16 protein-coding genes are annotated in these 21,844 nt (G+C 34.4%); 11 read left to right on the plus strand and 5 right to left on the minus strand.

Annotation, left to right across the window (positions count from 1 at the left end):
• Positions 1 to 271 precede the first annotated feature (271 nt).
• From IP023_RS10465 to rocF, 5 genes are all read left to right on the plus strand, one after another.
• Positions 272 to 1,741: a hybrid sensor histidine kinase/response regulator gene (locus IP023_RS10465; protein ID WP_241790226.1), complete on the plus strand. Its 1,470-nt coding sequence runs from the start codon at positions 272 to 274 to the stop codon at positions 1,739 to 1,741.
• A gap of 6 nt (positions 1,742 to 1,747) precedes the next feature.
• On the plus strand, positions 1,748 to 5,305 hold the full coding sequence (locus IP023_RS10470; RefSeq protein WP_241790227.1) for a hybrid sensor histidine kinase/response regulator: 3,558 nt from the start codon (positions 1,748 to 1,750) through the stop codon (positions 5,303 to 5,305).
• 320 nt (positions 5,306 to 5,625) lie between these two features.
• A complete protein-coding gene (locus IP023_RS10475) occupies positions 5,626 to 6,447 on the plus strand; it encodes a CheR family methyltransferase (RefSeq protein WP_241790228.1) in 822 nt (273 codons plus the stop codon).
• A gap of 399 nt (positions 6,448 to 6,846) precedes the next feature.
• The gene (locus IP023_RS10480) at positions 6,847 to 7,221 is read left to right on the plus strand and encodes a response regulator (protein WP_241790229.1); all 375 of its coding nucleotides are present in this window, start codon (positions 6,847 to 6,849) and stop codon (positions 7,219 to 7,221) included.
• Positions 7,218 to 8,165: an arginase gene (rocF, locus tag IP023_RS10485; protein WP_241790230.1), complete on the plus strand. Its 948-nt coding sequence runs from the start codon at positions 7,218 to 7,220 to the stop codon at positions 8,163 to 8,165. The genes IP023_RS10480 and rocF overlap by 4 nt, the downstream gene beginning before the upstream one ends.
• Here the strand turns inward: rocF and IP023_RS10490 are convergent, their stop codons facing one another.
• The 4 genes from IP023_RS10490 to IP023_RS10505 all read right to left on the minus strand — a co-directional run bounded on the left by IP023_RS10490 (position 8,166) and on the right by IP023_RS10505 (position 13,213).
• Positions 8,166 to 9,698, minus strand: coding sequence for a SulP family inorganic anion transporter (locus IP023_RS10490; protein WP_241790231.1), 1,533 nt, complete (start codon positions 9,696 to 9,698; stop codon positions 8,166 to 8,168).
• Between the two features lie 72 nt (positions 9,699 to 9,770).
• On the minus strand, positions 9,771 to 11,423 hold the full coding sequence (locus IP023_RS10495; RefSeq protein WP_241790232.1) for an ABC1 kinase family protein: 1,653 nt from the start codon (positions 11,421 to 11,423) through the stop codon (positions 9,771 to 9,773).
• 111 nt (positions 11,424 to 11,534) lie between these two features.
• Entirely contained in the window at positions 11,535 to 12,548 is a 1,014-nt protein-coding gene (locus IP023_RS10500) for a YCF48-related protein (protein WP_241790233.1), read from the minus strand.
• 2 nt (positions 12,549 to 12,550) lie between these two features.
• Complete coding sequence (locus IP023_RS10505) at positions 12,551 to 13,213, minus strand: YceH family protein (protein ID WP_241790234.1); 663 nt, start codon at positions 13,211 to 13,213, stop codon at positions 12,551 to 12,553.
• A gap of 78 nt (positions 13,214 to 13,291) precedes the next feature.
• Here IP023_RS10505 and IP023_RS10510 point away from each other — a divergent pair, with 78 nt between their 5' ends.
• The 3 genes from IP023_RS10510 to IP023_RS10520 are packed head-to-tail and all read left to right on the plus strand — an operon-like array spanning position 13,292 to position 16,370.
• Positions 13,292 to 14,197: a histone deacetylase family protein gene (locus tag IP023_RS10510; RefSeq protein ID WP_241790235.1), complete on the plus strand. Its 906-nt coding sequence runs from the start codon at positions 13,292 to 13,294 to the stop codon at positions 14,195 to 14,197.
• A gap of 51 nt (positions 14,198 to 14,248) precedes the next feature.
• Positions 14,249 to 15,307, plus strand: coding sequence for a nucleoid-associated protein (locus IP023_RS10515; RefSeq protein WP_241790236.1), 1,059 nt, complete (start codon positions 14,249 to 14,251; stop codon positions 15,305 to 15,307).
• Entirely contained in the window at positions 15,294 to 16,370 is a 1,077-nt protein-coding gene (locus IP023_RS10520; RefSeq protein ID WP_241790237.1) for a DUF3810 domain-containing protein, read from the plus strand. Before IP023_RS10515 ends, IP023_RS10520 begins: the two co-directional genes overlap by 14 nt.
• Positions 16,371 to 16,392: 22 nt before the next feature.
• Here the strand turns inward: IP023_RS10520 and IP023_RS10525 are convergent, their stop codons facing one another.
• Entirely contained in the window at positions 16,393 to 16,995 is a 603-nt protein-coding gene (locus IP023_RS10525) for an NUDIX hydrolase (RefSeq protein ID WP_241790238.1), read from the minus strand.
• Here IP023_RS10525 and pyrE point away from each other — a divergent pair.
• From pyrE to IP023_RS10540, 3 genes are all read left to right on the plus strand, one after another.
• Positions 16,994 to 17,638, plus strand: a complete 645-nt coding sequence (pyrE, locus tag IP023_RS10530; protein WP_241790239.1) for an orotate phosphoribosyltransferase — start codon at positions 16,994 to 16,996, stop codon at positions 17,636 to 17,638. The genes IP023_RS10525 and pyrE overlap by 2 nt on opposite strands.
• Before the next feature lie 26 nt (positions 17,639 to 17,664).
• Positions 17,665 to 18,063, plus strand: coding sequence for an SRPBCC family protein (locus tag IP023_RS10535; RefSeq protein WP_241790240.1), 399 nt, complete (start codon positions 17,665 to 17,667; stop codon positions 18,061 to 18,063).
• 558 nt (positions 18,064 to 18,621) lie between these two features.
• Positions 18,622 to 21,837, plus strand: a complete 3,216-nt coding sequence (locus IP023_RS10540; RefSeq protein WP_241790241.1) for a SusC/RagA family TonB-linked outer membrane protein — start codon at positions 18,622 to 18,624, stop codon at positions 21,835 to 21,837.
• Positions 21,838 to 21,844 lie beyond the last annotated feature (7 nt).

Below are 21,844 nucleotides of genomic sequence, written 5' to 3' on the forward strand. Positions count from 1 at the left end.
GAAGTAAAGATAATAAAGTATTACCTTTGTTTAGGTTTAGGTTGATTGCCTCGCAAGAGGTTTAGTTTAAAGCCTGAGAAATCACCCGATTTACTCAGGCTTTTTCTTTTTAATCCTTTTTATTTACTATCTCATAGTATTTAAATTATGTTTCTTATAAATAATAAATTTTTATTATTTACTTGACTGTACTTAATTTAATTTTTATTATTTTTACTGGTACAGTAGCTGTAATGATCCTAATCATTATACTAAACTAGCAGCATTACCTATGATTTTGATTGTCGACGATAAGACTGAAAATATATTTTCTTTAACACATCTATTAGAATCTAAAGGATTTTTAGTTGATTCTGCTTTAGGAGGAGAAGAAGCGCTGAAAAAGGTGTTAAAGCAAAATTATGCCTTGATTATTCTTGATGTGCAAATGCCTTTGATGAATGGCTTTGAGGTTGCTGAGTCATTACGCGGTTTTAGTAAAACAAAGGATATACCTATTATTTTTCTCTCCGCTATTAATGTAGATAAAAATTATATTACTAAGGGGTATGCTTCAGGTGCTGTCGATTATTTAACTAAGCCTGTTGATCCAGATATTTTGATACTTAAAGTCAAGGTTTTCTATCGTTTATACGAGCAAAATTTACAGCTTATACAAACTGAATTAAGGCTAAAGAAAGAAATTGAAAGTCGCAAGCAAGCGCAAATAGAGCTTAAGGATCGTGTGAAAGATCTCCATACTATTTTAGAAAGCTTACCTCAAATAGCCTTTAAAGCGACTAGTAATGGTGTTATCACCTTTGTAAATAACCATTGGTACAAATACTCACAGGCAGCACACGATTTTCCACAACAATATCCGGGTTATATCCCAATTAGTGAAAAGTTTAATGAATGTATTAAAAGTCAAACTATTCTTGAATATGAGGTTAAAATTAAGAATTTAGCAACTGGCCTATATAGATTTCATCTTCTTAGAATAATCCCTGTCTTTGATAATAATATTTTGAAGAAATGGGTAGGTACTTTTACTGATATTGAAGACCAGAAACAAATCGAACAAAAGAAAGATGAATTTATGACTATAGCGAGTCATGAATTGAAGACACCATTGACCAGTATTAAAGGATATATACAGTTACTAGATAGGATATCTGAAACAATTGAGAATAAGAAAGTAGGTACATTTATAGATAAAACACAAGATCAAGTTCGCAAATTAGAAAGTTTAATATCAGATTTATTAGATATTTCAAGAATAAATAATGGCAAACTTCAAATTAACAAAAATTATTTTAATCTCGAAGAAGTCATAAATAATGTCATTTATACTATTGAGCAAACCCATACCGACAATAAAATAAATATAGTACGTGTTGGGGATATTTTTGAAGAAAATATTTATGGTGATGCCATTCGTATTGAGCAAGTATTAATTAATTTTTTGACAAATGCTATTAAATATTCACCCGGTAGTGATTTGATTTATGTAAAAACTAAGCTTGATTTGGATTGTGTTATTGTAGAAGTTGAAGATTTTGGTATTGGTATTTCTGAAGAAAACCAAAATTATGTTTTTAATAAATTTTATCGCGTTAAGGAATCTGCATTGAATTTTCAAGGTCTTGGAATCGGACTTTATATATGTTCTGAGATTATCCAAGAGCATAGAGGTAGTTATGGGGTCAAAAGTAAATTAGGTAAGGGTACCCAAATGTATTTTACACTACCCTTAAAATAGTATTTTATGGAAAAAGCAGCTACCAGGAAGATAAATCAAGGTATAACCATTTTATTGTTTGCCTTTATTTTAATATCTATAGGTTCCTATTGGAGTATTACAAATCAAGTAAATGCCCGTAAAAATGTAATTAATTCTCAATCCTTAATTTCTGCTGTAGAACATATATTACTTGATCTTCAGAACGCGGAATTAGGTCAAAGGGGATTTGACTTGACCAATAGTGATACGTATTTGACACCATTTGAATTGAGTGTTAAGTCTATTCCTTTGAACATTAAATCTGTGAGAGCCAATCTGGATTCTGCAAGTATTCAAATGGAACGCATAGATAGTATTGAACGAATCGCTAATATGAGGATTGCGGTGTTGCAAAAATTGGTGGAATCCACGCAAAAAATACAACCTTTAAATACACAACAAATTCAAGATGGCAATTTGTATATGGCTACTTGTAGAGGTATAATTGAAAGATTTGTAGCCTTTGAAAAGAATAAATTAGCGGAGGAATTGAATAATTTAGATGCCTCTTCTAGTCAAAGTTCTACTATAATCTTGTTTACGGGGCTGATATCCTTGTTGATAGCTTCAGGATTCTATATTTATATGCGTAAAGATATGCTTAATAGGGTGGAGCTAGAAATGGAGCTAAAGCATAAAGATCATATTATTACCAAAAGAATACAGGCTACTCAAGAAATCGCTAGTAAAATTGCCAATGGTGATTTGGCTGCCCGAATTACGGATGATAAATCTGACGAGCTTGGTAGTCTTACGATATCATTAAATGAAATGGCTTCTTCTTTAGAGAATGCATTTAATAAGGTTACTGAAAACGAATGGAAGCAATCTGGAATAGCATTGTTAAATGAGTCATTAAGTGGAAATAAATTACCTGAAGCTGTCTCTTCTGCAGCATTAAGCTCTTTGATTGAATATTGCGGCTGTACAAACGGTGCTTTTTATATCTATGATTCTGCTGTATTAAAAATGCATGCTTGTCATGGCTTCGAATTCTATATGGATCATAGTTATGAAATAGGGGAAGGGATTATTGGTCAAGCATATGTAGATCATAAGACGCGTGTATTTCAGGATTCTAAGTATGTCGCGAATTGTGCAAATGGACCTATTCGTATCAATCATGTGTTCATATTACCATTGATTAACGATAATGAATGTATTGGTGTTATAGAGTTAGGTTCATTTAATGGATTTAGTGAATTACATAAAATATTTTTAGAGGAATCAGGTTTTATTATTGCTTTGGAGTTAACATCTGCATTAAGTAGAATGAAAGTACAAGCTATCTTAGAAGAGATGCAAGCCCAATCTGAAGAGTTGCAAAGTCAACATTCTGAGTTGGAAAATCTAAATGCTATGTTAGAAGCTCATACGCAACAATTACAAGTTTCTGAAGAAGAATTGAGAATACAACAAGAGGAACTACTGCAAATAAATCAAGAATTAGAGGAACGTTCCAAGCAGTTGGAAGAAAAAAATGAAATAGTAGCATTTCGAAATATAGAAATACAGAAAAAAGCACAAGAATTAGAAACTACTACACGATATAAGTCTGAATTTATGGCCAATATGTCTCATGAGTTGAGGACTCCTTTGAACTCTATTCTTATATTGTCACGATTGTTGGTTGAAAATTTAGAGGGTAATTTAACGAATGAACAAATAGATTCCGCAAGAGTAATTGAAAGATCAGGAAGTAGTTTGTTGCATCTAATAGATGAAATATTAGACCTTTCAAAAATAGAGGCCGGTAAGATGAAGCTCGATTATCATTATGTAAGTCTTGATATTATTTTATCGAGCCTCTATGGGATGTTTAGACCCATAGTTGTGGAAAGTGGACTAAAATTATCGATTGAAGTAGATGAAAATGTACCTAAGTTTATTGAAATTGATCAGCTAAGATTAGAGCAGATATTGAGGAATTTTTTATCCAATGCCGTCAAATTTACTTCAGCAGGAGATATTAAGCTTAAAGTTAATTTAGATCATGAAAATCCTCATTTAATACATTTTGTGGTTGAAGATACTGGAATTGGTATTGAGAACAAAAATCTGAAATTGATTTTTGAATCTTTTCAACAAGCTGATGGTTCTACTAGCCGCAAATTTGGTGGTACAGGGTTAGGGTTGTCTATTAGCAGTGAAATTGCACGTCTTTTTGGTGGGGAGATAAAAGTAAAAAGTGAATTAAATGTAGGTAGTACATTTACATTAATTATTCCTGTCAATTATTCTAATAAGAGTGACGTAGTGAAAGTCTTAAAAGACGACAATTTGTTTCATGAAGAATTGGATCATTTACCGACACTTTTAATGCACAATATTCCTGACGAGATAAATGATGATAGGGATAATATTTCGGATAATGATAAAGTAATTCTGATTGTCGAAGATGATACTAACTTCGCTAAAGGGCTATTGAAGTTCGCGCATCAATTTGGCTATAAGGGAGTTGTCGTTGTAAGTGGCGACCTCTCTGTAATGGCTGCAGAGAAATATCATCCTTTAGTAATTTTGTTAGATATTAAATTGCCCAAAATGGATGGATGGCAGGTGATGGATGAACTTAAAGGGAATGAAAAAACACGCTATATTCCTGTACATATTATGTCAGCACATGATTTAAAAGCGGATCGCTTTCAAAATGTGCCTATAGATTTTATAAATAAATCTAAAGTATTAAAGCAGGTAGGTGTAATATTTGATAGAATCAATCAATCACTGAATGAAGGTCCTAGAAAGGTCTTGATAGTAGAAGAGAGCTGGAAACATGCATTGGCTCTATCATTTTTCTTAAGTAAGAATAATATTAATTGTGTGATAAAGCATAACGTCGATGACGGTGTTGATGCTTTGTTAAATTTAGATGTGGAGTGTGTTATTTTGGAGACAGATGCTATTACGGCAGCTAATTGTGATGTTTTTGAGTTTATTAAAAGCAACAAAGGCTTAGAGAGTTTATCTATTATTGTTTTTGCGGGTACTAATATATCTACTGAAGATGAATTGATACTAAAGCAATATGTAGATGCTGTTTTTATTAAGACGACGCATTCTTTTCAACGGGTGTTGGATGAAGTAGCTATGTTTTTACATTTAGTAGAGGAGAATAGAGGAGAAAATAGGCGTGAGATTAGAAAATTGGGCAGGTTAGAAGAGGTTCTTGACGGTAAAGTAGTTTTAATTGCTGATGATGATGTTCGAAATATTTTTTTTATTACGAACCTGCTTGAATCTTATAATATGACTGTTGTCTCCGCAATGGATGGTAAAGAGGCATTACAACAGTTACGAATCAATCCAAATATTTCTATTGTGCTGATGGATATGATGATGCCTGAGATGGATGGTTATGATAGTATTCGTGAGATTAGGAAAGATATTCTGTATTCTCGTTTACCAATCATTGCTGTAACTGCTAAGACTACTTCTGGTGATGCTAAAAAATGTATCGCAGCAGGAGCATCAGATTATATATCCAAGCCAGTTGATAAAGATCAATTGTTGTCATTATTACGTGTGTGGTTATATGAATAATAGAAAAGGCTATGTGTCAATGTCGTTGAATTCCTTTTAAAATCTCTCGGATAGAAATTTATTCAGCTGCCTGGATGTATAGTCTGGATTAGGTCTGCAAATCTTTTAATTGCGCTTGTTTATAGGTATACCATGATCCCCGAAATGCATAGTGATAATAGGATAACCGTAATAAGCTTCTTAAAGGATCTGTACTCAGGTACCAATAATACCAGTTCAATGCCTGGTCATTGGATTAAATGTTAACCAGTTGGAGCTAAAGGCTTTGAAATTAAAACTATAGAAATAAATTAATGGAAATGATAAATCTTTGGAGGTAGATGATAGATCTTGGTATAGTGAAGTCTGAAGAAGTAGAGTTGTTGATTAATGACATAATGCGTATATATGGCTATGATTTTTCTAATTATAATCGTGCTTCTCTTACGCGACGTATAAATAGATTGTGTTCAATAGATAGCTTTTCAAGCTTTGCTGTATTGCGCTATAGAATCAATAACGACAAGAATTATTTGCAACGGTTTATAGAAGAGATTATGGTGAATGTAACAGAGATGTTTCGTGACCCTCTATTCTATAAGACGTTGCGTACGGAGATATTACCTAAGTTGGCAAGCTATCCATTTATTAGAATATGGGTTGCGGGTTGTTCTACAGGAGAAGAACCCATCTCTCTGGCGATATTACTAAAAGAAGCTAATTTGTACGACAAATCATTGATATATGCTACAGATATTAATTCTTCTGTATTAGAAAAAGCATCTTCAGGAATTGTAGCTACAAGAAATATGCGTCAATATGCAGAAAACTATATAGCGAGCAGTGGGGTAGAAGATTTTTCGAAGTATTATAGAGTATTCTATGAAAAAGTTCAATTTGATAGGTCATTGTTGGAACGGATTATTTTCTCTACGCATAATCTAATTTCTGATGCTTCATTTAACGAATTTCAATTAATACTGTGTAGAAATGTACTTATATATTTTAATAAATCTTTACAAGATCGAGTTTTCACATTATTCGACCAAAGCCTTCAAACTTCAGGATATTTGTGCCTTGGTAGTAAAGAGAATATACGTTTTTCGGTTATTGAGAAGAGGTTTAAGCAAGTTGGGAGAGATAAGATATGGCAGAAATTATAAGTTGTTATTAAGACTTATTTTTTAGAACTCTGCATAATTGATATATAATATTTAGATTTGGATCTACTAAAGATCTTAACCTTTTTAACTTTCACGTTATGCTAAGGGATAAAATGATATTTTAAATTTATTGGAAAAAAAATTCTCAAGAAAACTATTAATTGCTGTTTTTTAATCTACATGTTGTATATTTAAGGTGTAAAAATTAACTATTCTTTTATTTTTATTGGGGGTGTAATCGTAGAATAGAATTTTTTTATCTATTAAAAAAGTAGAATGCTAAATTGAAGATTCGTTTTCTACAAAAGCTGATTTAATATGCTGTATAAGAAAAGTTTTTAAAGATGGGGTATTAAGACTAAAGCAAATTATTAATCAATTATTATAACAATAGTGAATATGTATAAAACAGTTCTCATTTTAGATGACGATAAAGCTATCTTAGATATTTTTACGTTAGTACTTGAGGCGTCTGGATATCTAGTGCATGTGTCGGAAACGTCTCATGATATTATTAATAAAGTCGAACTTACCAATCCTGATGTTATAATTATGGACAATTGGATTCCTGATATTGGAGGAATAGAAGCGACTAATCTGCTCAAGAAACACAAAAACTTTAAGCATATTCCTGTTATATATTGTTCGGCTAATAGTGATATCGCATATTTAGCTGAAAAGGCAGGAGCGCAGGCTTATTTATCAAAACCATTCGATTTGAATGATCTTGAAAATTTGGTTGCTAAAATGCTTGAGCCAATTAATGCTGTATGATTAAGCCAATTGAAATAATTAAAAATCGTTCCGATATAGGTGCTGGAACAAGAGGGGCAGATTTAGGAATAGATGCAATAGAAATTGCCGCAATAAATAAAGGAAGTGATTTTTTTATTCGCTATTCGCACAAGAATGTGAAAACACGCAATAATAGCGTATATAATCCTTTGGAACATCGCTTTGCAAAGCTAATTCCGCATATTTATATGCAGTGTAAGGAGGTAGCTAGTGTTGTCGAACATTGCCTAAATAATAATAGTTTCCCATTAGTTTTTTCGGGGGATCACTCTTCTGCAATTGGTACTATTACAGGCGTAAATGAAGCCTATAAAGATAGCAAATTAGGCGTCATTTGGATTGATGCACATGCAGATATACACTCTCCCTATACAACACCTTCAGGCAATATGCATGGCATGCCCTTGGCTGCGCTTATGCAATTAGATCATCTTCAATTTAGCATTAATGAGATAGATGATGAAACCAAAAAATATTGGCGTAAGTTGAAAACTTTAGGAGGAGATTATCAAAAGGTGCTCCCCGAACATTTAATATATTTTGGTGTTCGTGATACGGAAAAGGAAGAAGTTTCTATACTTGATGATTTAAGTATCAAGAATTATTCTGTAGAAGAATCAAGAGCATTGGGGATCTCAAATGTTGTAGCAGATGCGCTAGCGAAACTTCATGATTGTGATATTATTTATATATCTTTTGATGTAGACAGCATGGATAGTGAGCTTATTTCCAAAGGCACGGGTACTCCTGTACCTAAAGGTTTTTACCCTACTGAAATAAAACAACTCTTGGAAAAGTTTTTTGAATCTTCAAAAGTTGTTTGTTTAGAAATTGTCGAAGTTAATCCGTTGCTGGATAATAAAGGAAATAAAATGGCAGAAGTCACCTTTGATATTTTAGATGAAGTGATCAAAGGGATGTAGCTAATCTTTTGGCATGATCTTGTAAGTAGGATCTGTATCTATGTTAACTTCGATTACGCCTTTTGCATTTCCTAATAAATTCCTACAATCAGGGCTTAAATGTCTTAGTGTGATGGTTTTGTTATGTTGCGCATACCGTTCTGTTAGTTTGTGTAAGGTCTCGATAGCAGACATGTCCACGACACGGCTTTCATCAAAATCTATTACTACTTGTGCAGGGTCATTTTCAATATCAAATTTGTCCATAAAATTGCTCGTAGACCCAAAAAATAATGGACCATATATTTGGTAATGTTTGATGCCTTCATCATCAACAAACTTGCGGGCACGTATTCTTTTGGCATTGTCCCATGCAAATACTAAGGCTGATATAACAACACCTACCAATACTGCTAAGGCGAGGTTATGTAATAGTACTGTGATTGCAGCAACTAAAAAACCTACAATAATATCTGATTTAGGAAATTTGTTGATCGTACGAATACTAGCCCATTGAAAAGTTTTGATTGCTACAATCATCATTACCCCAACTAATGCAGCCATCGGTATTTGCTCGATAAATGGTGATGCGACCAAGATAACGAACAAGATTACGATTGATCCAATAAAAGCAGATAACTTCGTCTTTGCACCAGCATTCAAATTAACAAGGGTTTGGGCAACCATTGCACATCCGCCCATACCACCAAAAAAACCATTGCTAATATTTGCTACGCCTTGGGCTATTGATTCTTTATTCGAGCTACCTTTTGTGTTGGTGATTTCATCAACCATATTTAAGGTTAGCAGGGATTCTATCAATCCTACACCAGCCATAACTAGGGCATAAGGGAATATGATTTTTAACGTTTCTAAGGTAAAGGGAATTTCAGGAATGTGAAATGCTGGAAAACTCCCTTTTACCGATGCTATATCTTCCACTTTTTTGGTGTCTATATTGAAAAAATAGGCTACAGCAAATACGGCAATTATAGCAATTAAGGAAGAGGGGATAGCTTTACTTACTTTGGGAAATACCAATACAATCGCTATGGTTAACATTACTAATCCCGCCATAATATATAGTTCAGGACCTGACATCCACGTCGTAATTCCTGCTGTAGTAATCTTAAACTGCTCGACTTGAGCCATAAAAATGATGATCGCTAAGCCGTTCAGAAAACCATACATCACCGGTTGAGGAATCAATCGTACAAACTTCCCAAATTTAAAAATACCAACCATCAATTGGAGTATGCCGGCCACTATAACGGTTGCAAACAAATATTGAACACCATGTGATGCGATCAAGGCCATCAAAACTACAATAGTAGCCCCCGCACCGCCGGATACCATACCAGGTCGTCCTCCTAGTATAGAAGTTACTATACCCATGATAAAGGCAGCATATAATCCTGTAAGCGGGCTTAATCCAGCTAATATCGCAAAGGATAATGATTCAGGAATCATCGTCATTGCGACGGTAAGACCTGCAAGTATTTCATTTTTGTAATTTATATTTCTCCATGATTGGAGCGATGGTGACGACAGCATATGTATATTTAAACTAGGTCTGCAAAAGTAGATGTTTAAATAGATAAATTAAAATCTAAACTTGATCTACTTTTATTGAGGCAATTTAGATCTTTTAATGAGCAATTGTAAGAGTAATAATGCACTTAACGCAAATAGAATCCAAGATATAATAGAGATACCCCAAAATTGTGTTTGATTAATATTAGCTAGTAAACAAGCTCCAATAAAAGTCGTACAGATGATGGTTAAAAATCTATTTAAACTATTATTGCGCAGTTGATCTAGGCGAAATTGGTTGAAAGCCTTACTTTCTGCTTGAATCTGAAATTCCCCATCGCTCAAGCGATCACCAATTTTTGAAAGTGTTTGAGGACCTGTCTTAATAAAGCGTCTTATTTCCCACAATGTACTCAAACCATGCTCCCATAGTTTATCTATGGAGATTTGTTTCGCTGTTATTTTTTTGATATAAGGTTTTACTTTTTCAACCACATTGATCTGCGGGTTCAACTCTCTACCGATGCCTTCCATTAATACAATACCTTTTACTAAGAGGTAAACATGATCGGGCATGATGATGTTATTTTGGTTTAGAATATGTGAAAATCGCGTAAATAAAGCCTTGATGTCAATATCTTCGAGGTTTTGATTATCAATTATATGCATGAGTTCATCTATAGCTCTTTCTAAGACTTTCTCGTTTTCGATATCTATTTGTATCGCCATCTTTTTGATGGTCGATACTAATCTATTGGAATCTTTATGAATAAAATAAATAATAAAGTCTTCTAATCGCTCACGATCTTTTGGTAATACTTTGGCCATTGCTCCCATATCAATAAAAGATATTTTCCCTTGTGGAGTTACTAAAATATTACCTGGATGTGGATCTGCATGAAAAAAACCGTGTTCTAGTATCTGCTTTAAGAATAAGTTTAGGAGTTGATCTAGCGTTTTTTCGATATCTAAATTGTAGCGCTTCAATCCTTCAATATCATTGATCTTGACACCTTCAATAAAGGATATACAGATAATATTGTTGTTGGATAGCTGACGATAAGGCTTCATGAGTTGGACGGTGTGGTCCTCCGCAAAATTGCGCCTGAAGTGTTCTATATTGTTTAATTCATTGTTGAATGATAGTTCTTCTTGAAGGCTTACGGCAAAAGCTTCAAATACATAGATTAGATTAATCTCTTTGACAAGGTTATAATAATTTGTCAATAGGGTGATAAGGTCCCTTAACAACTCTAGGTCGGCATATACAATTTCTTGAATGTTAGACCGTTTTATTTTTAAGATTACATTGTTCCCATTGACGAGCTTCGCTTTGTAAACCTGCGCTATGGAAGCTGAAGCCATCGGAATTGGATCTATATCCAAGAAATATGCGGATGGTTCAATTCCTAATTCCTCTATCAAAACCTTGTTTATATCCAGTGGTTCTGGAGCGACATCATCTTGAAGTTTTTTAAATTCAGTGATTAACTCTTTTGGAAATAGATCCTCACGAGTAGATAGTGTTTGCCCAAATTTGATAAATGTTGGACCTGCTTCTTCTAAAGCACGACGTATACGCTGATAAAAGTCTTGATTGGGTGTAGGTGCATCTTGATTCTTACTTCTTTTAGTAGAGGAAAGTACTTTAGCTTGTAGATCTTCAAATCCATACTTGCTCAGTATGGATGTCAATTTACTAGCTCTTTTAAGCTTAGCGGTCTGTTTACCAAATGGATTTTGCATAATACCCGTCGACGTTATAAGTTAAAAATAAATATTTTAAAGTAATTAAACTTTATTTCTTCAGTTTTTATTTAGGTTTTTATAGTTCATATGCGTAGCCTAAATCATATTTTACAATTCTAGTTTAAATACATTGCCGTTTGATCCAGTAAGATATACCGTTTTATTATCAGTACTCTTTCCTAAAGTGTTAAAGCTTTCTTTAGAAATATTAGTCCAATTTTTACCCCCATCGTAGGAGATATCAGTGCCCGAAGTTCCAGTTGCAAATAATTTGTTTTTCGTAAGGTACATGACGTCTGAGCGATAGCCTAAAACAGGCGTTTCTGGTTTGGACCAATTTTTACCACCGTCATAGGTTAAGAGTACATTGTTTCGGTTATCTTGATCCAGCATGTAATTCCCGCCAACCGCTATTCCTGTTTTATCGTCTAGAAAATCTATAGCGAATATACCCGAACTATTATTCCCATACCAAATAGGACATTCATATTTGTCGATTTTTAACTTTTTCGGACTATAATAGAAAAATCCTGAAAATGCTCCTCCAGTACCTATTAGCACAAAATCTTTGAATGCTTGAATGTTGGATCCTGAGGCGGCAAAAGCTGCTTCACCTTCTTCTGCGTATAGCATAAAGTCGTTACTGACGTCGATCCATGATTTTCCTTTATCTGTAGATTTGAGCAATTGAAAGGAACCATCAATAGGATCTCCAACTATATATCCTGTATTGCCGTAGAAATCCATCGCGTCCAAAAATATCGATGAACGCTCATCTTTATATACTTCTTTCCATGTCTTGCCAGCATCTGTTGTGCGCAATATAACAGCTGGGCTTCCAGAACTCATTATAACAGCATCTTTTTTCGAAAAAATAGCTATATCTCTAAAATCGAATTTTTCATATCCTACCGGATTTACCCATGTCCAATCTATGCCTGCATTTGTACTATATCCTACGGTACCATTGCTACCTGATACCCATACCACATCGTTTTTGTAGGTGTCTAACCCCCTGAAGCTAGCCGGTATATTTGTAGTTAAAGGTATGAATGTTTGTGCTGGCGCAATAAGTGATGTGAATGCGAGTACTATTGTTGTAGCAAAATATTTAACCATCATAACTATGTCAATTCAGCTATTAATCTATCAAATTCTGATCTTAATAGTGCTAATTCTGTCTCTAATGTTTGTACACGTTCTTCTAGTACTGAAACTTGCGAAGTTGAATTTGAAGAGCCCTGTTCAACCTGATTTGCGTCATAAAGCTCTTCGTCAAAGGTGGAGAATAAATGAATATAACGTCCTTCTTTTTGGCCTGCTTTTTTTGGTAACAATTTAACGTAAGCCGGTTCTTCTGAAGCTAATTTATGCAATACCTCGTTGACTTCCTCGAGCGTCTCAAATTCATATAATCGTCCTGAATTGGAGTTTATTTCGCCACTTGTTAATGGTCCTCTTAAGAATAATAAACATAAAACTGCCAATTCAGCGGGGACTAATGGATATTTTATAGCAATATTGTGCTTATATTTGGCTACACGAGAACCTCCACCTACCACAGTAGATATTAATCCTTTTTTCTTCAGGCTATCTAATGTTTCTACAAGGATGGATTCGTCATAGTTTACCACAGGTTTTCTTGAAGATTTTTGATTACTTGCAGCTTGTAGGCTGTTAATTGTCATTGGGTAATATTCGGGTGTTGTTTTTGATTTCTCTAATAGAGCACCCAAAACGCGTATTTCTGTGGCCGACAATTGTGGCAAGCTTGTGTTTTCTTCCATTTTAACAGTTGTTATTCAATTTCTAAGTTAACAATTATTTAGTTCGTTGTATTTTTGTATTTCCTAAAATATATTATTTTGCTAAAAATTGCTTTTCATCCTGCGTATATATATCCGGTTCCTGAAAACCATCGTTTTCCGATGCTAAAATATGAATTGATACCCTCACAATTGCTATATGAGGGTATAATTACAAAAAACAGTCTTTTTGAGCCTAAAAAAGTAGATTTTCAAACTGCTTGTTTAGCACATGACACCGATTATGTACGCCATCTTTTTGACGCAACCATTAATCCTAAGATGCAGCGCCGAATTGGCTTCCCTTGGTCTCAGCAGCTAGTAGATCGGGAGCGATATTTGGTAGATGGGACTATTCAGTCTGCTTTATTTGCTAGGCAATATGGTATTTCATTTAATGTGGCTGGAGGTACGCATCATGCGGGATATGATTATGGGGAGGGTTTTTGTATGCTCAATGATCAAGCAATAGCTGCTACTTATCTTTTGGATCAAGGATTGGCAAAACGGATATTGATTATTGATCTTGATGTACATCAAGGTAATGGTACGGCTCATATCTTTCAAAATTCCAGAGCAGTTTTTACATTTTCAATGCATGGCGCGAAGAATTTTCCTTTTATCAAAGAAAAATCTCACGTTGATATTGAATTGGAAGATGGCTTGACAGATGATATTTATTTAAGCTTATTGGAATCCAATTTAAAAAACTTATTTGATACAGTAGATCCAGATTTTGTCTTTTATCAAGCTGGAGTTGATATCTTGGAAACCGACAAATTGGGCAAATTGAAGGTAACTCCACAGGGCTGTAAGGCGCGGGATTACCTCGTATTATCATCCTGCAGGCACTATAATATTCCTGTTCAAGTAAGTATGGGAGGGGGGTATTCTGTTCATATCAAGGATATTGTCAATGCGCATGTCGAAACGTATAAAGCGGCAGTAGATATTTATGAATTTTAAATTTTCCTGCCCTCAGCAATAATCTTTACTTTTGACTATTAAATTTATACTATGTTTTTTCATCAAGACGCTATTTTCGAAAATCTTTCTATTCATCATGTAGGTAATAAATCTAATGATGAGTTTTATATATTATCCGAACAACCTATTGAACTTCATAATGACGAGATCCTGCCAGATCTGTTGATGCAATATTTTATGAAGCCATTTGCCAAATTGACTGAAGTCAATCGTTTCTTTCATCCCAATGAAGAGCTTCAATTGAATGAGGTTTATCATTTTACTAAGAAATTTTTTGATGGTGATATCCCTTTTCACGAATATTCGCAACAAGTCGCTAAGCATCTATACGAAGTATCGGAGCATCCCAAGATCAAATCTGGTGAGCTGTATGTTGTTTCTTTAAAAAACGTGCAGATGGAAGGTGAAGACCATAATGCTGTAGGGATTTTTAAGTCAGAGAATAAAGAAGCCTACCTAAAAGTATATCCCCAACAAGGGGGCTTTGAGCTCAATTATGAGCAGGAAGCTATAAATATTAACAAGCTTGATAAAGGTGTTGTTATTGTAAATACGGAAGCTGAGGAAGGATTCAAGGTGCTTGTAGTTGATCAAACTAATCAGTCTGATGCCGTCTATTGGAAAGATAATTTTCTTCAATTAAAGTCTAGAAATGATAATTTTCAGCAGACAGGTAATTTGATGAAAGTATATAAAAATTTCGTTAACGAGAAGTTGGATGATATTTTTGAATTAGAAAAAGCCGATAAAATTGAGTTGCTCAATCGATCGATGAATTACTTTAAAACTAAGGAAACATTTGATAATACGGAATTTGAAGAAGAGGTGATAGGTAACCCCAAAGCAGCGAGTCTTTTTAATGAATTTAAAGATCAATTTGCCGAAGAATTTGATATGCCTTTTCAAGCAAATTTTGATATTGCTACACCTGCAGTAAAGAAAATGCAGTCTGCTTACAAATCCGTCATTAAGTTGGACAAGAATTTTCATATCTATATACACGGCAAGCGTGAGTACCTAGAGCAGGGATATGATGACGATAAGGGAATGAATTATTATAAGTTGTTTTATAAAAATGAAAGCGAGTAGAAATACACGTTTGTCGAGGATAAAATATTATTGGATAATCAGTGTTTGTCTGATTATCCAATTCCTTATCTTCCTTGTCAAGGATAACACCATTTGGGTCGAATATTACTATTCTAGAGCCGCCTATCCAATTATTGCTTACCTCAATAAGTTTTTGTTTTCTTGGATACCCTTTAGCATAGGGGATATTTTTTATGGCTTGATGGTACTGCTTTTTACTGTGTCGATCAGAAAGATAATAGGCTGTAGCTTTCGTCGAAAATGGAATTTAGTAGCACAACATATCCTGCATTTAGTTACCGTTATTCTATTGCTGTATACTTTCTTCTATGTAAATTGGGGATTGAATTATTATAGACAACCGATCGCGACTTCAATAGGCTTGGATTTAAAGAATACCACTAAGGAGGATTATTTACAGGTCTTAGAGAAATATATTCTGAAGGCCAATGCCTTGCGTCATGAATTGGATTTGGATAAGTATCCTAAAGATGGGGTAAAGCAAGATATGGAATATTTGATGCAACAAGACACGGTCTTTGCAGGTATTCTTAGTAAGACGCAAATCAAAATCAAACATCCTATATCTAGCGAATTGATTTCTTATTTTACGGTATCGGGGTATTTTAATCCTTTTACCTCCGAAGTACAAGTGAATAGCATTATCCCGAAACCTGGCTATCCTTTTGTCAATGTTCATGAATTAGCACATCAAATGGGAATTGGATTTGAAGATGATTGTAATTTTATAGCCTTTCGGAAATTAGTACATCACGATAATTTGTGGTACCGATATTCGGCCTATTACAATGCTATTCAAGCCTTACTACAGCCTATCTATGCTGACAAGCAATTAGTAGAAAAATATAGAAAATTAATGTCCCCAAAAGTGAAAAATGATCTCCAGCAAGAGTATGCGTTTTGGCGCTCATATACTGGATTTTTGGACCGAATATCTTCCATCTTCTATAATGGGTATCTTCAGCATAATAATCAGCCTGAGGGCTTAGAAAGATATAATATGATGGCAAGACTTATTGTTGCTTGGGACAAGCAACAATAAGTCTGTCTTTTTTTTAATACTTTTAGATTAAATCAAGAATATCATTGATCAATGGGTACGTATTTTCTTTAACTTTAGCGAGTTCTTTTTTACTTAACCATTCGGCCTCTGTGATATCTTCTTCGAGCTGTGGAGTCAATTTGGGATTTTTGTTGACACCCATATCATACCATTTAGTTTGCTTCAATACAAACTTACCGCGCATTTGATAGGTGTGATAGGTAGTGGCAATTTTTTTGCCCAAATAATCTATTTTAATGCCGCATTCTTCTTCTACTTCTCGAAGAGCAGCATCTTTCATTTTTTCTCCTTCTTCGACCTTTCCTTTTGGTAAATCCCATTTGCCTAGGCGGAAAATAAATAAATAATCACCATCGCTATTTTTGACTAATCCTCCGGCAGCATGGATGATTTTTATACCTGCGATAACCTGTTCAAAGATTTGATCAATATCGGGATGTACATACAGATAGGTATTTTTTTTATTTTTACTTGTATTGTTGAAAAGTTTTTCCAAGTCAATATCTTGTAATCCAATAGTTTGTACATTTTTCTTGATTAATGGAGCAAAATCTGCTAAAATAAGCAGGCTTTGGTTCATATAAATTTTATAAATTTGTGCCATGAATAATTTAAATGAGGTTGAACAAAAAGTTGCTGAATCCTTATTGCAAATTAAAGCAATAAAATTGCAACCTAAAAGTCCTTTTACTTGGGCTTCGGGTTGGAAGTCTCCAATTTATTGTGACAATCGTGTTACGTTGTCACATCCATCTATAAGAACGTACATCCGCCAAAATCTTGCACAGTTAATTCAAGAAGAATTTGGATCTGTAGATATGATCTCTGGTGTGGCTACAGCAGGTATCCCTCAAGGTGTGTTAGTTGCACAAGAATTGGGCTTGCCATTCTCTTACGTGAGAAGTAGTGCTAAAGATCATGGTCGTCAAAATTTAATCGAAGGTGAAGTAGTTTCGGGCCAAAGGGTCGTAGTAGTAGAAGATTTAGTATCAACTGGGAAAAGCTCTTTGCAAGCGGTAAAAGCACTTAGAGAGGCAGGATGTAATGTAGTAGGATTGATATCAATTTTTACGTATGGCTTAGATCAAGCTAAAGTGAATTTTGCGGAAGCAAAATGTCCTTTGTTTAGTCTTTGTGATTACAATGCACTAATTCAGGTTGCTGTAGATAAAAGTTATGTTTTGGAATCTGATATTGAACTATTAGAACAATGGCGTAAGGACCCAGCAAACTGGTCTGCACAATAATATATTATTAATTCAATATTTTCATTATGGCTGTTTTTCAAAATAATGTAATTGTAGATAAACCATTAGACCAAGTTTATCAATTCTTAGCAGACTTAAATAATCACGAGCAATTAATGCCGGATAATATTTATAATTGGTCTTCCACTACAGATGAGGCGAATTTTACCATTAAAAATATGGCAAAATTAGCGCTGAAAGTGAGTGAAAGAGTTGAAAATGTCGAGATTATTTGTACTCCTGTCGGAGAAACACCATTTGCAATTAAATTGTCTTGGAAAATTGAATCCATTGATGTAAATCAAACCAAAGCATCATTTGTTATTGATGCTGAATTGAATATGATGATGAAAATGGTCGCTTCAGGACCTCTTCAAAAGTTAGTAGATCACCAAGTGAATAAGCTTAAAGATATTTTAGGATAATATATTTATACATATATTGTTCTTTTAAGAGTCCAAAAGAGTCTGTTTATATTTTTATAAATAGACTCTTTTTTTATGTGCTATTTTCAATATATAGATTTCTAGTAAAGTCAGCTCCTATCATAGGTTAAGATTTTTTATTAGCCAGTTTTTACTTTATTTGTGTTTACTTATATACGCTATATTGTCCTTCCTTCACAGTCCTAAATAGAAAATAACTCCCTGTATTAACCCTTTTTGTTTCGACATTTCTTTCTTGTATTTTACAATATTTAGTAATGTAATTCTTTGTTTAGAGGAGTTTTTAATCTTAGTTAATTCTTCCAGTTGTTTGCGTATTCTTACTATTAATTAATACGTTTTTTTTGATTTCGTTATAGATTGCTATTTAAGTTATTTTTTAGTAGATATCGTCGATTAGGTTAACTATTATATAACCATATCTGTTGGTTTTTGTTGTTTTTAGATATATTATTTAACCTTAAGTTGTTTGATTGTTTATGTTTTATTAACTATAAAGTAATTGTGTATCGTTTATTTTAAGTAAAACTAAAATAGATGAAACCAATAATTAAAGTTAAGTTGAAAAGAAGTATTCTTTGTTTAGCAGCATTTATATGTATTGTACCATTAGAGTATGCACGGGCTAAGAATATGGATCATATGGTGCTGTTGATAAACACTAGACAGTCTATAATCAAAGGTGTTGTATATGACCAAGAGGGGCATGTTATTGCAAGCGCTACTATTCGCAATACCAGGACTCACCATAGTACCCAAACGGAGTTTGATGGATCTTTTTCTATAGTGGGGCAACCAGGGGATAGATTTAGTGTAACCTCGTTGGGTTTTAAACAACAATACCTACTTGTAAAAGAAGTTGATATTACCATCACATTGGTTCGAGATGCTTCTATGCTAGATGAAGTGGTAGTGACTGCGATAGGTATTAAACAGCAAAAGAAACAGATCGGTTATGCTACGCAAGAAGTAAAAACTGATATATTGAAGGAGTCTAAAACGATGAATATAGGTTCTGCATTGACAGGGCAAGTGTCTGGAATGATGGTAAATAACCCTACGGGGCTCTTTCAGGCTCCTTCATTTGAATTGCGTGGAAAAATCCCTTTGATTGTAGTAGATGGTATACCTACGGAGTCAGATTTCTATGATATGTCGAGTCAGAATATTGCGAATATAAATGTATTGAAGGGGACAGCCGCATCTTCCTTATATGGTTCTAGAGGTAGGAATGGTGCTATATTAATAACTACAAAATCTGCTAGCGAAGACAATTTGAGTCTGACAGTGGGCACTACAAATATGTTGTCCGCAGGATTTACCGTTTTTCCGGAGTCACAGATGGAATTTGGCTCTGGGTCCAATGGGGAGTATGAATTTTGGGATGGCGCTGACGGTGGTATATCTGATGGTGATATGGTTTGGGGGCCACGGATGAATACGGGAGTTAAGTTGCCGCAATGGAATAGCCCTATTCGAGATAGAGAAACTGATGTGGTTATCCCTTGGTGGGGGGATGTCAGAGGAACTATCTATAATGATAAATCACGTTATGAGCGTGTTCCTATTGATTGGGTTTCTTATGATAATCTGAAGGATTTTTTCAGTAAAGGTTTTATTACTGAAAATAACGCCACTTTATCTTATCGCTCGGATAAAGTTAGTGTATTTGGTAGCGGTAATTACGCTTTTCAAAAAGGGATGTCTCCCAACACACAATTAGTTAGTGCTGGATTCAATCTAAATACCTCCTATAGATTTTCTCCGGAGGTACAATTTGATGCAAATTTATCCTACAATAAGGTTAAATCTCCCAACTATCCACGCTATGGATATGGTCCTCGAAACTATATTTATACGCTTTTATTGTGGATGGGTAATGATGTGAATGGACAGGATTTAAAAGCTAATTTATATATTCCAGGTCAGGAGGGGTATCGTCAAGCAAACTATAATTACGCATGGTTCAATAACCCCTATTTTATGGCTAACGAGTTAAATCAAGGATATGACCAAGATATACTATATGGACAGACGGCACTTACATGGCGTATAACTCCAGATCTTACCTTAAAAGGGCGTATTGCAGTACGTCAGAAGAGTCTATTTGAAGATATAAGAATACCAAAATCATATATCGACTACGAAGAGTCTCGAAATGGGGATTATAAGATGTGGAATACTAAGCAGCTGAATTTCGATGCTGACGCTTTAGCAACCTATACCAAAGAATTTCATAATCTTTTTGGCCTAACAGTAAATGTAGGAACATCTACATTTCAGCGTGACTTTAACAGTTATAACCAGTCTACAGATGGTTTGATAGTACCTTTTATCTATAATTTAGGAAATACTCAAGGTCCGGTGAAGGCGGATAATAATAATGCGACTAAAGTAATTCGTAGTGCATATGGATCGGTGAATTTTAGCCTCTTTAAATCTACGTTTTTAAATTTTTCAGGTCGTAATGATTGGTCTTCAACGCTGTCTAAATTAAATCAATCTTTCTTTTATCCGTCAGTATCATTGAGTGTTATTGTGTCAGATTATTTAAATCTTCCCGCACAGATTGATTACCTCAAGCTGTATAGCTCCTGGGCTTCAGTATCTTCTGATTTGGATCCCTACAGCTTAGTGTCGACCTATAAAAAGGATCTTACCTATGGTGCTTTAGCTTCTGTCGCTTATCCAGCGGGTATTATTAACCCTAATATATTGCCACAACAGTCTAATTCTATAGAGGTAGGTACATCAGTAGCTTTTTTTAAGAATAGATTTAATGCCGAAGTTACATATTACAATGTGGTAGATAAAAACCAAATTATAGATCTTAGTATATCGCAATCTAGTGCCTTTGGTTCTCGTAAGGTAAATGGAAATGTATATCGTACTCAAGGCTTAGAGGTATCCATCAATACCAGCATGATACGTAAAGAAAATTTTTCGTGGCATTCATCCATTAATTGGTCGCGTTCGATACAACGATTAGAAGCTATATATAACAATGCTGAAAAATTTGGAAACCTAATTGTTGGCGATCGTGCTGACGCTTATTATGCAACGGTATGGGAAAAATCTGCTGATGGTAAAGTTATCTTAAATCCGAATACAGGAATGCCCATTTTAAATCCATTTCCGCAGAACCTAGGATATTTTCAGCCCGATTGGCAATTTGGATTTGCGAATAGATTTAATATAAACAATGTAATGGTCAATGTTGATATACATGGTTCGATAGGTGGGGTGCTCAATTCTACTACTATAGAGAAACTTTGGTGGGGTGGAAAGCACCCTTCGTCGGTTTTGTATCGCCAGGAACAGTATGATGCAGGGATGAATATATACGTTCCTGAAGGGGTGATAATAACAGGTGGCGAATTATTGAGGGATATCAATGGCAATATCGTCTCTGATACACGGACTTATATAGATAATACACAGGCTGTAGATTGGCAAGCATGGGCACAAAACTACCCCTATAGAGCACGCGTAACAGAAAGCGAAAGTAAGCTGTTTGCTAATGTATTTGATCGTTCCTTTGTCAAACTAAGGAGAGTATCTGTAGGTTATGATATCAATAAATTCTTTAAGTCTAAGCAAGTAAAAGCAATAAATGCTTCTCTATTTGGATATAATCTAGCGATTTGGAAGAAGATCCCTTATATAGATCCTGATTTTGGCGTAGGCAATGATGTTGATCTTCAAGATCCTTCTACACGTTATGTTGGGATATCGTTGGAATTCAAATTTTAATTTAAAT

This window comes from Sphingobacterium rhinopitheci, assembly GCF_022627575.1.
GTDB classification, from domain to species: Bacteria; Bacteroidota; Bacteroidia; order Sphingobacteriales; family Sphingobacteriaceae; genus Sphingobacterium; species Sphingobacterium rhinopitheci.

Coding starts and splice junctions, on each gene's coding strand:
- IP023_RS10465 (WP_241790226.1), top strand. CDS start 272: ATGATTTTGATTGTCGACGATAAGACTGAAAATATATTTTCTTTAACA.
- IP023_RS10470 (WP_241790227.1), top strand. CDS start 1,748: ATGGAAAAAGCAGCTACCAGGAAGATAAATCAAGGTATAACCATTTTA.
- IP023_RS10475 (WP_241790228.1), top strand. CDS start 5,626: ATGATAGATCTTGGTATAGTGAAGTCTGAAGAAGTAGAGTTGTTGATT.
- IP023_RS10480 (WP_241790229.1), top strand. CDS start 6,847: ATGTATAAAACAGTTCTCATTTTAGATGACGATAAAGCTATCTTAGAT.
- rocF (WP_241790230.1), top strand. CDS start 7,218: ATGATTAAGCCAATTGAAATAATTAAAAATCGTTCCGATATAGGTGCT.
- IP023_RS10490 (WP_241790231.1), bottom strand. CDS start 9,698: ATGCTGTCGTCACCATCGCTCCAATCATGGAGAAATATAAATTACAAA.
- IP023_RS10495 (WP_241790232.1), bottom strand. CDS start 11,423: ATGCAAAATCCATTTGGTAAACAGACCGCTAAGCTTAAAAGAGCTAGT.
- IP023_RS10500 (WP_241790233.1), bottom strand. CDS start 12,548: ATGATGGTTAAATATTTTGCTACAACAATAGTACTCGCATTCACATCA.
- IP023_RS10505 (WP_241790234.1), bottom strand. CDS start 13,213: ATGGAAGAAAACACAAGCTTGCCACAATTGTCGGCCACAGAAATACGC.
- IP023_RS10515 (WP_241790236.1), top strand. CDS start 14,249: ATGTTTTTTCATCAAGACGCTATTTTCGAAAATCTTTCTATTCATCAT.
- IP023_RS10520 (WP_241790237.1), top strand. CDS start 15,294: ATGAAAGCGAGTAGAAATACACGTTTGTCGAGGATAAAATATTATTGG.
- pyrE (WP_241790239.1), top strand. CDS start 16,994: ATGAATAATTTAAATGAGGTTGAACAAAAAGTTGCTGAATCCTTATTG.
- IP023_RS10525 (WP_241790238.1), bottom strand. CDS start 16,995: ATGGCACAAATTTATAAAATTTATATGAACCAAAGCCTGCTTATTTTA.
- IP023_RS10535 (WP_241790240.1), top strand. CDS start 17,665: ATGGCTGTTTTTCAAAATAATGTAATTGTAGATAAACCATTAGACCAA.
- IP023_RS10540 (WP_241790241.1), top strand. CDS start 18,622: ATGAAACCAATAATTAAAGTTAAGTTGAAAAGAAGTATTCTTTGTTTA.